The following is a 15,230-nucleotide window of genomic DNA, read 5'->3' as shown; positions in this document are numbered from 1 at the left end:
CTCGCCGAGGCCGAGGCGAAGGAGCACGAACCGATCGCCATAGTGGCGATGAGCTGCCGGTTACCCGGCGGCATCAGGTCCCCCGAGGACCTGTGGCGGTTCATCGACGCCGACGGCGACGCCATCAGCGGCTTCCCGGTCCGGCGCGGCTGGGACACCGCCCGGCTGTACGACCCGAACCCCGACCACACCGGTACGACCTATGTGCGCGAGGGCGGCTTCCTGCACGACGCGGAGGAGTTCGACGCCGAGTTCTTCGGCATCTCGCCCCGTGAGGCGCTGGCCATGGACCCCCAGCAGCGGATCCTGCTGGAGACGGCGTGGGAGGCGTTCGAGCGGGCCCGGATCGACCCGGCCGCACTGCGCGGCACCCGCACCGGTGTCTTCGTCGGCTGCAACGGCCAGGACTACGCGGCCCGGCTGCGGCGGACGCCACCCGACGTCGAGGGGCTGCTGGCCACCGGCAACGTGGCCAGCGTGCTGTCCGGGCGGATCGCCTACACCTTCGGCTTCGAGGGCCCCGCCGTGAGCCTGGACACCGCGTGCTCGTCCTCGCTGGTGGCGCTCCACCTGGCCGTCCAGGCGCTGCGCCGGCACGAGTGCACGCTGGCGCTGGCCGGCGGTGTGACGGTGATGTCCTCGCCGGTGTCGTTCATCGAGTTCAGCCGGCAGCGCGCGCTCGCACGCGGCGGGCGCTGCCGGCCGTTCGCGGAGGGCGCCGACGGGATGTCGCTCGCCGAGGGCGTGGGACTGCTCGTCCTGGAACGGCTCAGCGACGCCCGGAGCGCCGGCCACCGGATCCTCGCCGTCGTCCGCGGCTCGGCCGTGGGCCAGGACGGCGCGAGCAACGGCCTCTCGGCACCCAACGGCCCCGCGCAGCAGCGGGTGATCGCCCAGGCCCTGGCCGACGCCCGGCTCTCACCCGACCAGGTGGACGTGGTGGAGGCGCACGGCACCGGGACCGCACTCGGCGACCCGATCGAGGCGCAGGCACTGCTGAGGGCGTACGCGCGGAACCGGCCCGCGGACCACCCGTTGTGGCTGGGCTCGGTGAAGGGCAACATCGGCCACGCGCAGGCCGCCGCGGGCGTCGCCGGCGTCATCAAGGTCGTGGAGGCGCTCACCCGGAAGGCGCTCCCGCCCGGCCGCGAGGTGGCGGAGCCGTCCACGAAGGTGGACTGGTCGACCGGCGCCGTGCGGCTCGCGGCGCGCGCCGAGCCGTGGGTGACGGACGGCACGCCGCGCCGGGCGGGGGTGTCCTCGTTCGGCATCAGCGGCACCAACGCGCACGTGATCGTCGAGGAGTGCGGCGACGGGCCGGAGCAGGTGCCGGGCCCGGAGGCCGGAGGCGGCCAGGACGCGGCGCGACCGGCCGTTCCCGTCCGGTGCTGGACGTTGTCCGCGCGGAGCGAAGTCGCCCTGCGCGCCCAGGCGGAGCGGCTGCGGGCCTATGTCGCGGCGCGGCCCGAGGCGGATCCCGTGGCCGTCGCGCACACCCTGGCGACCGCGCGCACCGCCCTCCCGCACCGCGCCGCGGTGGTGTCGCACGACCGGGAGGGCTTCCTGGCCGGTCTGGACGCGCTGGCCGACGGGCGCGAGGCCCCCGGAGTCGTGCGCGGCACCGCGGCGGCCACCTCGGGCAGGGTGGCCTTCGTCTTCCCCGGGCAGGGCGCGCAGCTGGCGGGCACGGTGCTGGAACTGCTGGACACCGCACCGGTGTTCCGCGCCGAGGTCGAGAAGTGCCAGGCCGCGCTCGCGCCCCACGTCGACTGGTCGCTGACGGACGTGCTGCGTGGTGCCCCGGGCACACCGCCCCTGGACGAGACCAGCGTGGTCCAGCCGGTGATGTTCGCCATCAACGTGGCACTGGCGGCGCTGTGGCGTTCGTACGGCGTGGAGCCGGACGTCGTCATCGGGTCGAGCCAGGGCGAGGTGGCCGCCGCGTACGTGGCCGGCGCCCTCACCCTGGACGACGCCGCACGGATCATCGCCCTGCGCAGCCGTGCCGCCTCCGGGATCGCCTCCGACCGGGGCGCGATGCTCTCCGTCTCGCTGCGCCGCGAGCAGATCACGAGCCGTCTGGAACCCTGGGGCGGCCGGCTGTGCGTCGCCGCGTACAACGGGCCCACCTCGCACGTCGTCGCCGGTGACCGGGAAGCGGTGGAGGAGCTGCGGACGGCGCTGGAGGCCGAGGGGGTGTGGGTACGCCCGATCACCGCGACCTTCGCGTCCCACTCCCGCCACGTCGAGCCGATCGAGGAGCAGCTGCTGCGGGACCTGTCCGGGGTCCAGGGGCGCCCGTCCCAGGTGCCCTTCCACTCCACGGTGACGGCCGGCCCGTTCGACACCCGCGGCCTGGACGCCGCCTACTGGTACGGCAACCTGCGCCGGCCCGTCGAACTGGAGCGGACGGTGCGCGGTCTGCTGGAGCAGGGCGTCACGCACTTCGTGGAGGTCACCTCGCACCCCGCGCTGGCGTTCGCGCTGCGCGAGACCTTCGAGGACGCCGCACGCCCCGAGACCTCGGTCGTGCCCTCGCTGCTGCGCGAGGAGGCCGATCTGCGGCGCTTCGTCACCTCGGTGGCCGAACTCCACGTCGCCGGCGGCCCCGTGGACTGGCGCACTCAGGCGGGCGGACGGGCCCCGGCCGCGCTGGACCTGCCCACCTACGCCTTCCAGCGGCGCCGTTACTGGCTGGACGACGGCGCGGACGAGCCCGGTCGGGCGGGCGGCGGGAGCGCCGACGCGGAGTTCTGGGGGGCCGTCGAACAGGGCGACGTCGCCGCGCTCGCCGGGATCGTCCGCGCGGACGGGCTGGACGGCACCTCGCCACTGGCCGACGTACTGCCGGCCCTGAGGGCCTGGCGGCAGCGGTCCCGCGAGGAGATCCCGCTGGACGACTGGCTCTACCGCATCGCCTGGATCCCGCTCCCCGAGCCGGTCCCCTCGACGGCGGCCGGCACCTGGCTGCTCGCGGTGCCCGCGGGGGCCGGGGCCGAGGCGACCGCCGAACAGGTCGCCCGGGCGCTCACCGACCGCGGTGCCCTCGTCGTCCGCCGGGACGTCGACACCCTGCGGGGCGACCGCACGGCGCTCGCCACGCAGTTGACCGACGCGCTGGCCGCGGAGACCTCGCCGCGCGGAGTGGTCTCCCTGCTCGGCCTGGACGAGCGCCCGCACCCCGCACATCCCGCGGCGCCGGCCGGCGCGGCCGCCACCCTGACGCTGCTGCACGCGACGCTCGACGCGAGCCTGGCCGTACCGCTGTACCTGGTGACGCGCGGCGCGGTGTCGGTGGGCGACTCCGACCTGCTGGCCCATCCGGCCCAGGCGATGGTCTGGGGCATGGGACGGGTGGTGGCGTTGGAGCACCCCGACCGCTGGGGCGCCCTGATCGACCTGCCCGCGACGCCGGACGAACGGTGGGCGGACCGGCTGTGCGCGGTGCTGACGGGCGGCGGCGACGAGGACCAGGTGGCGCTGCGGCCGTCGGGGACCTGCGCGCGACGCCTGGTGCGGGCCGAGAGCGGCGCGCGTACCGAGTCCGGCTGGCGGCCGACCGGCACGGTCCTGGTGACCGGCGCGACCGGCACGCTCGGCCCGCACATCGCCCGCTGGCTGTGCGGCCGGGGCGCGGAGCACCTGGTGCTGACCAGCAGGCGTGGCGCGCAGGCTCCCGGCATGGCAGAGCTGCGCGGCGAACTCGGCGCGCTCGGTACCCGGGTGACCGTCGCCGACTGCGACATCGCCGACCGTGCGGCGGTCGCGGAGCTGCTCGCCTCGCTCAAGGAGCAGGGCGTGACGGTGGGGACGGTCATCCACGCGGCGACGCTGATGGACCTCGCCCCGCTCGGCGAGATCGACGTGGCCCGGTTCGCGGAGTCGCTGACGGCGAAGGCCGCGGGCGCGGACCACCTCGCGGAACTGCTGGACGGCGACGACCTGACGGACTTCGTGCTGTTCTCCTCCGTGGCGAGCATCTGGGGCAGCGGCGAGCACGGGGCCTACGCCGCGGCCAATGCGTACCTCGACGCGCTCGCCGAACACCGCAGGGCCCGCGGACTGCCCGCCGCCTCGGTGGCGTGGGGCGTCTGGCACGTCCAGGACCCCTACCGGCCGAAGTCCGTGGACCCCGAGCAACTGCGGCTGCGGGGGCTGCCGTTCATGGCCGCGGACCCGGCGTTCGACGCCCTGGGGGACGCCCTGGACCGGGGCGACGTGGGCGTGACGGTGGTCCCGGTGGACTGGGACCGCTTCGTCACGGCGTTCACCTCGGCCCGGCCCAGGCCGCTGCTGTCGGGTGTGCCCGAGGCACGGCGCCTGATGGACGCCTCGGCGCGCGGGGGTGAGTCCGACCACGACCCGGCGGACGATCCCGAGGCGCTGCTGCGGACTCTGGCCGCCCTCACGGAGCAGGAGCGCGAGAGCGCCGTACTGGAGCTCGTGCGGTCCGTCGTCGCCGACGTGCTGGGGCACCCGTCGGCGGACTCGGTGGCCGCGAACCGCCCCTTCCGGGACATCGGGCTCGACTCGCTGGGCGCGGTGAAGATCCGCAACCGGCTCAGCGCGGCGACCGGCCGGCCCATCCCCGCCACGCTGGTCTTCGACCACCCGACCCCGGCCGCGCTCGCCGAGCACCTGCGCACGGAGTTCTTCGCCCTGGAGATGCCTCCGGAGCCCCCTGGCCCGTCGGACGGGGAGGAGCAGGCACCGGAGCCGTCCGGGCCGTCCGCACAGGGGGCGGGGACAGGGAAGTCACCCAGCTCGTCCGTACAGGATCCCGTTGCACCGGAGCCGTCCGGCGCGTCGGCACGGGAGGCACAGGCAGCGAAGCCGACCGGCACGCGCGAGCCGCGGGCGCCGGAGCCGATCGGCCCGTCCGCGTCGAGCGGCAAGCGGCCTTCCCCACTGGTCGGCCGTCCGGCGGATGCCGACACCGGCCACGGCACCGACGAGGAGAGCGACCCGATCGCGATCGTCGGCATGGCCTGCCGGTTCCCCGGCGGCGTCCGCACCCCTGAGGAGCTGTGGGACCTGGTCACCTCCCGGGGCGAGGCGATCACCGGCTTCCCGTCCGACCGGGGCGGCGACGGCCGTCGGCCGGACGGTACGACTCCGGTCGGCGGGTTCCTCCGGGACGTGGGCGCGTTCGACGCCGAGTTCTTCGGGATCTCACCGGACGAGGCGTCGGCCATGGACCCACAGCAGCGGATCCTGCTGGAGACGTCCTGGGAAGCGGTCGAGGACGCCGGGATCGATCCACTCTCCCTGCGCGGCAGCAGGACCGGCGTCTTCGCGGGAGCCTCGCACAGCGGGTACGCGGCCGGCATCATCCACCACGCCGGCGGCAGCGCGCTGGACCGGCTCCCCGGCGAGCTGCCCGCGCACCTCGGCGGCGGCACCACGGCCAGCATCGTCTCCGGGCGGATCGCCTACACGCTCGGGCTGGAGGGCCCCGCGATCACCCTGGACACCGGCTGCTCCTCCGCGCTGCTCGCCCTCCACCTGGCCTGCCGTGCCCTGCGCCAGGGGGAGTGCACCCTCGCCCTGGCCTCCGGGGTGACCGTCATGGCGACACCCGTGCTCTTCAGCGGGCTCTCCACCTTCCTCGGTCTGGCACCCGACGGACGCAGCAAGTCCTTCAGCGCCGCCGCCGACGGCATGGGCCTCGCCGAGGGCGCGGGCACCCTGCTCCTGGAGCGGGTCTCGGACGCACGGCGCCTCGGCCATCCGGTGCTCGCGGTGGTGCGCGGCAGCGCGGTGAACCATGTCGGGGCGGGCAACGGACTGAGCGCGCCGTCCGGCCCGGCACAACGCCGCGTGATGGCGCAGGCGCTGGTGGACGCCGGGCTCGACGCCACCGGAGTCGACGCGGTGGAGGGCCACGGCTCGGGCACCGCCCTCGGCGACGCCATCGAGGCCCAGTCCGTCATCGCCACCTACGGCCGCGGTCGTCCCGACGACCGGCCGCTGTGGCTGGGATCGGTCAAGTCCCACCTGGGCAACACCCAGTGCGCGTCCGGCGCGGCCGCCGTCATCACCATGGCGCTGGCGATGCGGCACGGTGTCCTCCCGGCTACGCGCGGCGCCGACCGGCCGTCCGAGCAAGTGGACTGGTCGGCGGGCGCGGTACGGCCGCTGGCCGAGCCCGTGAGCTGGCCGGGCGCGGGCCGGCCGCGCCGCGCGGGTGTGTCCTCGTTCGGGGCGAGCGGCACGAACGTCCACCTCATCCTCGAAGAGGCGGCCCCGCCGGAGGAGCGGCCCGGTGCCGGTGCGGGCGGAGCCGATGTCCAGGTGCCGTGGGTGCTGTCGGCCCACACCCCCACGGCGCTGCGGCAGCAGGCCGCACGCCTCGCCGCCCATCTGTCGGGCCGCGCGCATCTCGACCCGCAGGACGTGGCGTTCACCCTGTCCGCGGGGCGGTCCGCGTTCCCGCACCGGGCCGCGGTGACCGGGGCGGACCGCTCGGCCCTGCTGCACGGGCTGACCGAGATCGCGGAGGGTCGTACGGCCCCGCCGTCGGTCCGCACGGGGGCGGCCGGTACACACCGGCGAGCGCTGGTCTTCCCCGGCGCCGACGACCGCGGAAGCGGGGCGGGACAGGGACGCGACGCGGTCGCCGTCGGCCAACTCGCCCAGGAGTTCCCCGCGTTCGCGGTCGCCGTCGGCGAGATACGGCAGTACGCCCCCGAACTCGCCCTGTCGGCGTTCGCCCTGGAGGTGGGCCTGTTCCGCCTCCTCCAGTCCTGGGGCCTGAAACCGGACCGCGTGCTCGGCCACGGTCCGGGAGCGGTCACGGCCGCCCACGCGGCGGGGGTGCTGTCCCTCGCCGACGCGTGCGCGCTGCTCGCGGCGGACGCGGTCGGGGATGACCTCGGCCACGTCACCGCCGGACTGACGTACCACGCCCCCCGGTTGCCCGTCCTCGGCGAGGCCGGCGAACCGGTGCCCGTCGACCGCCTGCGCTCTCCCGGCCACTGGGCCGAACTGCTGAGCGCGCCGCGCACCCGTGGCCGGGGGGCGGGGGCGGCCGTGCCCGGCCTGCGGGCAATCGTCCTCGGTACGACGGCGACGGACCCGGCACCGGATGCCGCGCGGGTCACCGTGCTGGACGGCGCACGCCCCGCGCCGGTCGCCCTCCTCGACGCGCTGGCCGAGCTCTTCGTGGACGGCGTGGACTGGCACTGGCCCGCGGTCTTCACCGGTCGTCCGGTGCGCCGGGTGGAACTGCCGACGTACGCCTTCCAGCGCGTCCGGCACTGGCTGGACACCCCGGCCGCCGACGAACCGCCCGCTCCGGCCGACCGGCTGTGGGAAGCCGTCCGCAGCGGTGACGCCGGTGCCCTGGCCGCCGCCCTCGGTGTGGACGGCCGGGGCCAGGACCGGCCACTGGAGCGGGCGATCGCCGCACTGGCCGCGCTGACGGAACAGGAGGGTCAATAGGCGGGCCGGGTCCCGGCGCGGCTCCCTCCCGGCCGGCCCGGCGCGCCGCGCGGCACCTTCCGGTCCGCGGCCACCGGGCCCGCCGCCGGTCGGACGGCCTCACACTGCGCTCACCCACACCATGAACCGCTCGTGGTCCGGAAACCCCGGCCGTCAGGTGCGGGTGGGCACCGGGCCGCACAGTCGGTTGCCCGGTTCGGCCGGGTCGTCGCTGGTCCAGAACCGGAACCACAGCTCGGTGAACTCGGAGCGGCTGAGGTAGCCGTCCCCGTCCTGGTCGAGGTCGTCGAAGACATCGGCGACGTCGACGCTCTCGCCGTGCCGTGTGTCGACCAGCCGCTGGTGCTCGGCGGGAGAGATACGGGCGTCGCCGTCCTCGTCGACGGCGTCGAAGACGGTCTCGGCGGTCGCGGCGACGACCTCGCGCATCGCGGGCAGCCGGTCCACCATGGCGAGGAGGTCGTCCAGGTCGACCGCGCCGTCCCCGTCCGGGTCCACCTGGGCCGCGAGGTGGTCCCACCAGCCCAGCATGACCGTGTCGACCCCTGCGGCCAGTTCGGACCCCGGCCGCACGCGCGGCAGCCCCTTCCAGCGTCCCGCGAGGGCCTGGAAGTCGCGCCGGTCGAGGTAGCCGTTGCCGTCGGCGCCGAACGCGCGGAACAACGCCGCCCGGTGACGCGGAGAGGGCGGGCCGAGCCCTCGCCCGCGCGCCCCGTTCGACGGCATGGCCGGTCAGGCACGGCGACGAGCCGCACGCGCCCGGTCGGCCGCCACCAGGACGACGGTGATGCTGATCAGCAGGGACCAGGCGGCGAACTTCTCCACGCCGACGGGCTGCCAGCCGTGGAGCTGGTAGGGGTAGCGCCAGGCGCCCACGTACGTGGCGAGGTTCTCGGCCACCCACAGGAAGAAGCCGATCAGGACGAACGACAACGCCAGCGGCATCTGCCGGCGTACCCCGCGCACCGTGAACCGCGCGGAGGTGCCCGCGGTGACGGCCACCAGCAGCGCCGCCAACAGCCAGCGCACATCGGGCAACCAGTGATGACTGAAGAAGTTGAGGTAGACGGCCGCGGCCACCGCCGCAGTCGCCCTGGGCCGGTAGCGGATCAGTTCGAGGTCGAAGAGATGCCAGGCCCGGCAGATGTAACTGCCGACGGCCGCGTAGAGGAACCCTCCGTACAGCGGTACGCCGGCGAACTTCAGCACGGCCGGCTCCGGGTAGCTCCATGAGCCGAGCGACACCTTCACCAACTCGAAGGCCAGGCCGATGACATGGCAGACGGTGATGACCGCGATGTCCCGCCCGCTCTCCCAGCCGCGCAGCCAGAACAGCAGGGTCAGCAGCACGCCGTAGACGACGAGCAGGTCGTAACGGGCTATCGGGAGGCCGGGGAGCAGGGTGGACACCGCCACACCGGACAGCAGCGCGATGGCGAACGCGCAGGCTCTGGTCTGCGTCCAGGCGAAGTCGAGCAGTTGGCGGACCGACGACGCCAGGGGGCCCATGAAGGATGCGTTGATGATGAACATGTTGCACGGGATGACGAGCGCGCACGCGGGAAAGGTTGCACGGGCTCGTGCCGCCCCTCTCGTCAGGGCTGCTCGTCGCTCCCGGCCTTCCCTCGCCCTCGGACGCCCAGTCTCTCACCGAGGCCGTCCATGACCTGCTCCCGTGCGCGCCCGCCGGCGGTTCGGTGTCAGTGGGTGCTGGTGATCGGTTGGCGTTCGTCGCACCACGGGTCCGCCCTCGTGCCCTGGTGGCCCTTGATCTCCACACGCGCGCCGAGTTCGATGGCGTCGTACACCTGCTTCCCGTCCTCGGGTGAGAGGGCGATGGCGCCGGAGTCGAAGTCGTTGCCGATGGCGTTGAGACCGGCGGCCGGGATCAGCCCGAACATCAGTAGCCGCTCGTGGTGCGTGCGGTCGGTGAAGGTGACGGCGTGGTGCATGACGTCCCGGTACCCGGTGCTCTTGGCGGGGGGCATGGTCAGGGTGGCGTACTTGGCGGTGACCGTGACCGTCGTCTCGCCGATCGGGCAGTTCTCCGACGGCTTGCCGATGCGGAACCTCTTACCCCCGATGCTCAGGGTGTAGGTGTCCAGGTCGACCGTGACCCGCTGGAGGGACGTCGGGGACGGTGCGGGCCGAGGGGGGTGGGACACGGACGTCGCGGGAGGTGCGGTCGGCCCGGTGCGGGAGTCGAGGGCACCCGTGGTGACGAGGGTGAGGGCCGCCGCCGCGAGGGCGGTGGTGCACAGCGCGGCGCGCCGGTTGCGGCGCCGGCGTACCGCCCGGCTTCTGACCTGCGCGCCCGTGGCGGGGACCGGTGCCGTGCGGTGTGCGGCCAGGTGGTGGAGCCGGGCGGACAGGTCCGTCTCGGTCAGGGGCTGCGGGGGCTGCTGCTCAGGCACAGGCTTCCTCCGTCGCGTGCGGTTCTTCGCTCACGAGATGAGCGGCGAGTGCGGTACGGCCGCGTGACAGGCGTGCCTTGACGGTGCCGACGGCCGCGCCGGTCTCGGCGGCTATCTGCTCCACACTCAGGTCGCACAGGTGGTGCAGCACGATCGCCCTGCGCTGGGCGTCGGGCAGGCGCCGCAGAGCGGCGACCAACGCCACGTGGTCCGGGCTCGGTTCGGGCACCGTCCGGGGCGCCGGCGCGCCCCGGACCAGCTCCCACCAGTGGCGGGCCCGCCGCCAGCGGCTCATCGCCAGCCGGTGTGCCACCGTACGGATCCACGCCTCGGGATCCCGCTCGCCGGTCAGGACCGACGAACGCCGGTCCCAGGCACGCACGAACGCCTCCTGCACCACGTCCTGGGCCTCGGCGTGGTCCCCCGTCAGGGCGTACAGCTGGCCGACCAGCCGCGGGTAGGCGGCCGCGTAGAAGAGGTCGAACTCGTCCTCGGTCAACTGGTGGTGCTTTCTGTCTACAGCGCGGGGCGCGTGGTGCACCGCCGCTGCGGCGGGGGTCATGCGGTCGTGGTGGCGCCGGCGGCGCTGTGCTCGAGCCACTGCTCCCAGGTGAGATTCCAGTCGCCGTAGCCGTTGCCGGTGGCGACCGTGTCCTTGTCCGACGAGCCGGTGACCTTGATGACGTCACCGACCATTATGTGCTCGTAGAAACGCTCGGCGGTGCCGTCGGAGGCGAGGCCGACACAACCGTGGGTGACGTTGCGGTGTCCGGCCTCGGTGTTCGCCCGGACGTTCTGGTGCACATAGGTCCCGGACGCCGTCAGGTGCACCGCCCAGAAATAGAAGCCGTGGTATGTGTCGTTCGGACCCAGGCCGACGGTGCGCGAGTCCATGAGCACCTTCTGCTGCTTGTCCATGACGACCATCGTTCCCCTCCAGGTGTCCAGCCCCGGTCTGCCCGCGGTGATCGGGATGCGGTGCGTCGTCCCGCCGGTGTCGACTGTCATCTGATGTGTCGTCGTGTCGACCGTGGCGACCAGGGAACGGCCGACGGTGAAGTGGCACACGCCGTGCGAGCCGCGGCGGAGGGTGACCTTCGTGCCGGGCCGCCAGTAGGTGGTGTTCGGGCGGAAGTCGACCCGTTCCCCCTCCGGACGGTTGCGGTCCTTCACCCAACTCCACGCCCCGGTGGTGCCGGAGGAGGTCCCTACGCGCAGCCAGCTCTCCACGGCCTCGCGCTCGGCCGCGGGGACGGGCTGGGGGAAGGTGACGGATATCGGCATGCCCACCCCGACCGTCTGCCCGTCGCCGATGTTCACCTGCGCCCGCGCGAGCACGGCGGGCTCCGGCATGGAGGGAGCGGCCTTGGACGACCCGTCCCCGCCGTCCTTGTTCGCGCCGTTGGCTCGCGCGGCGACGGCGGCGGACGCCTGGGCATCCGGTGCGCCGGGCGCCACCCGGACGCCGGTCCCCGTGTCGACCGAACAGCCGACGGCCGAGAGCAGTGCGACACAGGCCGCGAAGGCGGCGCCGAGACGGCCGGCGGTCCGACCGGCCGAACGGTCCGAGTGCATGAGTATTCCCCCTGCGAGGTGCGGTTATCGCCTCCTATACGCACGGGCTCGGAGCCAGGTTGCATCGTGTCGGAACTTTTTTCCGGGAACCCGGCAGGCCGAGGATCGGGACGCGGAGCAGGCTCCGGTTCAGTCTCCGAGGCCTCCGAGGCGGTGTGCGAGGTCGAGCAGATCCGGCAGGCGCAGCACGCGACCGCCGAAGCCCGGCAGGGGGACGTGGAGCGGCCGGGTCCAACGGACGGGGACGGCGTCCAGCCCGTAGTACGCCCCGGCGAGGCCGCCGGCCACCGCGGCGACGGTGTCCGTGTCACCGCCGAGGTCGATCGCCGCGCGTATCGCGTCCTCGAAGCCGGTGGTGGTGCGCAGGGCCCAGACGGCGGAGCCCAGGCAGGGCCAGACGGCACCGTTGAACTCCGTTGCCCGATCGGGGTGCCAGTCGGGCGCGAGGACCTCGGCGTAGCGGCTGCGGTGGTCGGGGTGGACAAGTGCCAGGATGCCCGGGAGCGCGCTGAGGGGGTCGGTGTCCTCGAACGTGACGCGGATGAGTTCGTGGAAGATCGCGGTGCCTTCCCAGGCCGCACGGTCGCCGTGGGTGAGTGCGGCGATGCGGCGGGCCGCGTCCATGGTGGCTTCCCGCCCGGCGGCCGCGAAGTGGACCGCCGAGGTCGCCGCCCGCATCAAGGAGCCGTTCCCCGCTGCCCGTTGGTTGACCTGGAAATGGATCGCGGCGGCGAGGTCCCAGGGCATGCCGTTGGTCAGGACGTCCTCGGTCTGCAGGCCGATGTCCTTCGGTTCGGACGCCGCCCACCGCTGGAAGCGGGCGAAGATGTCCGGCAGGTCCAGTCCGCCCCGCTCCAGCAGCGACTCCGCGACCAGGACGGCCATCTGCGTGTCGTCGGTGGCCTCGCCGGGGTCCCAGCCACCGCCTCCGCACATTTCGCCACCGGCACCCGGGGCGGGAAACCGCGCGGAGAAGACTCCTCGGGGGCCGAACTCGAAGGGGCCGCCCAGGGCGTCGCCCACCGCTGAGCCGACGATCGCGCCGGCGGCCCGCTGCATCCGCTTCATCCGCGCAGGTTATCCGTGCCGCGCCGGCGGCCGTGCGGCCCTGCCCCGCAAACCCGTACGCCGTCGAGGCGTTGAGATCAGTCCGCCATCGGTCATGCCGCGAGCATCGCAGCGAGCGCGGCGGTCCGGCGTCGACCACCCGGCCGATCGCCTTCCCCCTGCCGAAGGAGTGCCCCTGCGCCTCAGGTCTCAGCCAACCACCGCGGCGGCACAAGTCCGCTCGTCCGTCGGGGACTACGACGCGGTCGGCCGGCCGGGCGGTCGCCAGCCGCGGGTGAGGATGTCGAAGACCGCCTCGACGGCCCGGCGGTCCTGCCGACCGCGGACGAGGGCCGGGATGTCGAGTACGAATCGTGCGAGGGACACACATGCGAGGTCGTCGTGCGCCACGCCGAACTCGTCGGCGACGGCCGCGCTGAGGCTGTCGGTGTATCGGGTCCACATGCGGTCGGCGTACGCGCGCAGCACCGGCGTGGAGTCCCCCAGGTGCGTGAACTCGGCCGCCTGAGGGTGTGCGTCGATCGGGCCTCCCCCGTCAGCACCGTCCCCCGTCAGGCCCCCGTCGATCGCAGCTGGTCCCGGCGGGCCATGTTGTACAGGCGCCACAGGTGCTTGGCCACGGCGCAGGGCGCGGAGTCGGCACGGCACTGGCGGCAGGCATGGACGTGGTGCTCGTACTGGGTACGGGCATCTTCCAAGGCATCGTTGGCAGAAGACATGTGCATCTCCGGGCAGGGCGCGTCCTCGGACGCGTGAAGTTGACTGGCTGGTACACCCAGAGCCAAAGGTGATCATGTTACTGCCGGTACTGGGAAATCGCCGGGGAACTCAGGATTCGCGGGCCTCGCGGAGCGTCCTGGCGTGGTTCATGAAGGCGGTCAGACCCACCTCGAAGGCGCGGTCGGCGCGGTGGTCGCCCACGGCGGCGAGCGCCTCGGCGAGGTGGGGCGTCGGGGTGCGGTCCGTGAGCTCCCACATCGCCTCTGGCGCGGCCAGGTCGAGGGCCGCGCCCAGCACCAGGTTCTCCAGCGCGATGATCAGCGGCATGATCGGGGAACTACGAGCACGCCTCGAGGTCGGGCCCCCAGGGGCCCACGCAGGCTCCTGCCCCGGTGTCAGGATTCCTCGAAACCCCGGCGCCCGCTCCGCGCGGGCGCCGTACGCCCGACCGCGTGGGCGGCACCGGCCAGCACCAGCACCAGCCCCGCTCCGGGCGCCAGGAGGCTCTTCGCGACTCCCAACTGCCCCTTCGTCCCGGCCATGGGCAGGACGACGTGGGCCGGGTCGTAGACCACCGGGACCCGGTCGGTGGCGAGCGGCTCCAGGTGTTCGCAGACGCGGCTCGACGCCTGCAACTGCCGTTCGTCGCCGTTGGGCAGGGTGACCGTGCAGGTGTAGTCCTCGCCGCCGTCGCGTGTGTGGGAGGAGTTCTGGTCGACCACGGTCGCCGTGCCCTCCTTGCCCCAGGCGTCCAGGTAGACGCGGGGGGTGCCGTAGCCCGCGCCGATGATCAGCGTCGCGTAGCCGAGCGCCGCCACGATGCCGGCCGCCCGGCGTCCCGGCGAGCGCGGCATCCGGCGCCTGAGCCAGAGCACGTACACGAGTGTGAAGGCGACATAGGTGCCGACGGCGGGCCAGCGCCCGACCTTGACCGCGACGAGTGCGGTGGCCGCCACCGCGGCGAGGTCGAAGACGACCAGTTGCGACCACCGCAGCACGACGAGCCGCAGCGGCGCGTACTCCTGCGGCGGGGCGGGCCAGTCGACCGGGGTCAGCCGTTCTCCGCCGTCGGTGAACTCCCCCACCAGCGCGCGCACCCGCTCCCGGCCTCCCGGCACGGACGCCATCGCGCGCAACTCCTCGACACCGAAGCCCGCATTGCGCAGCGCCCGCCGCTGAGACGCCGTCAGGCGGCCGAGCAGTTCCTCCATCGACGGCCGGGGGTCCTCCGGGGGTTCGGGATCCCTCTCGCTCATATCTCGATCACGGCAGCGCACCCTAACAGCAGGTTCCGGCCACCGGACCGTGCAGCCCCGCGCGCTCGGCCTCCGCGGCGAGCGCACTGCCCGGACCAGGGATGTTGACCAAATCATCAACAATCTCGTCGACATACCTTGCCCGCGTCCCCATGCGCCCGGGCGGGTCAGCCGGCGTGGATCCGGCCCTGCTTCACGACGTAGTGCGCCGGTCCGGAGCAGCCGATGGACGGTGTGACCAGCAGGCTCACGGTGAGCGGCGCGGGCTCCGTGCTCGCGGTCGAGAACCGGCAGACGGCGCCGCTGCCCGTGAGCGGGTACCAGAACCAGCCGTCGACCTCGCCCACGGTGACCCGGTCGGACTCCTTCCAGGTGCCGTGCTTCTGCATGTAGACCTGCAGCCGCACGGACGCTGCGTACCGGTCCGCCGTCGACCGCAGCGCGGTCAGCGTGACCTTGTAGTCGCCGCCGAGGACCGAGGAGGCGATCAGCCGGGTCCTCGGGGCCGCGGTGCCGGCTTCGGAGGATCCGGCGCCGGCGGCCCCGAGACCGGCCGCCATGAGGAGGGTGCAGGCCGCGGTCGCGGCGCCGCGGGTGTGATTGCGGACGAAGCTCATGCGTTCCCCCGTTCGAACGGGTTGTGCCGAAAGGCCGGGAATGGTGCGTACGGTGGTGAAGACCTGCCAGCCGGCCCGAGGGTTGTACGGCCGGTCGCGCGCCACCCGCGAGGGGGCACTGGCGGCCGGTCCTGGCT

At 73.8% G+C, this 15,230-nt stretch carries 10 protein-coding genes and 2 pseudogenes; 1 reads left to right on the top strand and 11 read right to left on the bottom strand.

Annotated elements, in window-relative coordinates; genetic code table 11:
- Positions 1-42: 42 nt before the first annotated feature.
- Complete coding sequence (locus ACZ7FF_RS12635) at positions 43-7,443, top strand: type I polyketide synthase (RefSeq protein WP_470812240.1); 7,401 nt, start codon at positions 43-45, stop codon at positions 7,441-7,443.
- 153 nt (positions 7,444-7,596) lie between these two features.
- Here ACZ7FF_RS12635 and ACZ7FF_RS12630 read toward each other — a convergent pair whose 3' ends face one another.
- The 11 genes and pseudogenes from ACZ7FF_RS12630 to ACZ7FF_RS12580 all read right to left on the bottom strand — a co-directional run bounded on the left by ACZ7FF_RS12630 (position 7,597) and on the right by ACZ7FF_RS12580 (position 15,093).
- Positions 7,597-8,169 (bottom strand): EF-hand domain-containing protein, encoded by a 573-nt coding sequence (locus ACZ7FF_RS12630; protein WP_470811810.1) that lies wholly within the window; start codon positions 8,167-8,169, stop codon positions 7,597-7,599.
- A 6-nt stretch (positions 8,170-8,175) separates the two neighbouring features.
- Positions 8,176-8,976, bottom strand: a complete 801-nt coding sequence (locus tag ACZ7FF_RS12625; RefSeq protein WP_470811808.1) for a DUF817 domain-containing protein — start codon at positions 8,974-8,976, stop codon at positions 8,176-8,178.
- A 167-nt stretch (positions 8,977-9,143) separates the two neighbouring features.
- Positions 9,144-9,857, bottom strand: a complete 714-nt coding sequence (locus tag ACZ7FF_RS12620) for a L,D-transpeptidase (RefSeq protein WP_470811807.1) — start codon at positions 9,855-9,857, stop codon at positions 9,144-9,146.
- Positions 9,850-10,356, bottom strand: a complete 507-nt coding sequence (locus ACZ7FF_RS12615) for a SigE family RNA polymerase sigma factor (RefSeq protein WP_470812238.1) — start codon at positions 10,354-10,356, stop codon at positions 9,850-9,852. The genes ACZ7FF_RS12620 and ACZ7FF_RS12615 overlap by 8 nt, the downstream gene beginning before the upstream one ends.
- A gap of 59 nt (positions 10,357-10,415) precedes the next feature.
- A complete protein-coding gene (locus ACZ7FF_RS12610) occupies positions 10,416-11,432 on the bottom strand; it encodes a L,D-transpeptidase (RefSeq protein ID WP_470811805.1) in 1,017 nt (338 codons plus the stop codon).
- A gap of 129 nt (positions 11,433-11,561) precedes the next feature.
- A complete protein-coding gene (locus tag ACZ7FF_RS12605; RefSeq protein WP_470811804.1) occupies positions 11,562-12,500 on the bottom strand; it encodes an ADP-ribosylglycohydrolase family protein in 939 nt (312 codons plus the stop codon).
- 234 nt (positions 12,501-12,734) lie between these two features.
- Positions 12,735-13,025: pseudogene (locus ACZ7FF_RS12600) on the bottom strand (TetR family transcriptional regulator); the annotation flags it as partial.
- A 26-nt stretch (positions 13,026-13,051) separates the two neighbouring features.
- The gene (locus ACZ7FF_RS12595) at positions 13,052-13,219 is read right to left on the bottom strand and encodes a hypothetical protein (protein WP_470811802.1); all 168 of its coding nucleotides are present in this window, start codon (positions 13,217-13,219) and stop codon (positions 13,052-13,054) included.
- A 109-nt stretch (positions 13,220-13,328) separates the two neighbouring features.
- A pseudogene (locus ACZ7FF_RS12590) lies at positions 13,329-13,550 on the bottom strand (TetR/AcrR family transcriptional regulator); the annotation flags it as partial.
- A gap of 65 nt (positions 13,551-13,615) precedes the next feature.
- Entirely contained in the window at positions 13,616-14,476 is an 861-nt protein-coding gene (locus tag ACZ7FF_RS12585) for a hypothetical protein (protein ID WP_470811801.1), read from the bottom strand.
- 167 nt (positions 14,477-14,643) lie between these two features.
- Complete coding sequence (locus tag ACZ7FF_RS12580; RefSeq protein WP_470811799.1) at positions 14,644-15,093, bottom strand: hypothetical protein; 450 nt, start codon at positions 15,091-15,093, stop codon at positions 14,644-14,646.
- Positions 15,094-15,230 lie beyond the last annotated feature (137 nt).

This window comes from Streptomyces sp. NPDC037126, from assembly GCF_055605965.1.
The sequence above is the reverse complement of the archived record's forward strand: the minus strand, read 5'-3'. Positions and strand labels throughout refer to the sequence as shown.

What these genes read in the sequence shown, in the direction of transcription:
- ACZ7FF_RS12630 (WP_470811810.1), bottom strand. Translation starts at nt 8,169, where the DNA reads ATGCCGTCGAACGGGGCGCGCGGGCGAGGGCTCGGCCCGCCCTCTCCG.
- ACZ7FF_RS12625 (WP_470811808.1), bottom strand. Translation starts at nt 8,976, where the DNA reads ATGTTCATCATCAACGCATCCTTCATGGGCCCCCTGGCGTCGTCGGTC.
- ACZ7FF_RS12610 (WP_470811805.1), bottom strand. Translation starts at nt 11,432, where the DNA reads ATGCACTCGGACCGTTCGGCCGGTCGGACCGCCGGCCGTCTCGGCGCC.
- ACZ7FF_RS12605 (WP_470811804.1), bottom strand. Translation starts at nt 12,500, where the DNA reads ATGAAGCGGATGCAGCGGGCCGCCGGCGCGATCGTCGGCTCAGCGGTG.
- ACZ7FF_RS12595 (WP_470811802.1), bottom strand. Translation starts at nt 13,219, where the DNA reads ATGTCTTCTGCCAACGATGCCTTGGAAGATGCCCGTACCCAGTACGAG.
- ACZ7FF_RS12585 (WP_470811801.1), bottom strand. Translation starts at nt 14,476, where the DNA reads ATGAGCGAGAGGGATCCCGAACCCCCGGAGGACCCCCGGCCGTCGATG.
- ACZ7FF_RS12580 (WP_470811799.1), bottom strand. Translation starts at nt 15,093, where the DNA reads ATGAGCTTCGTCCGCAATCACACCCGCGGCGCCGCGACCGCGGCCTGC.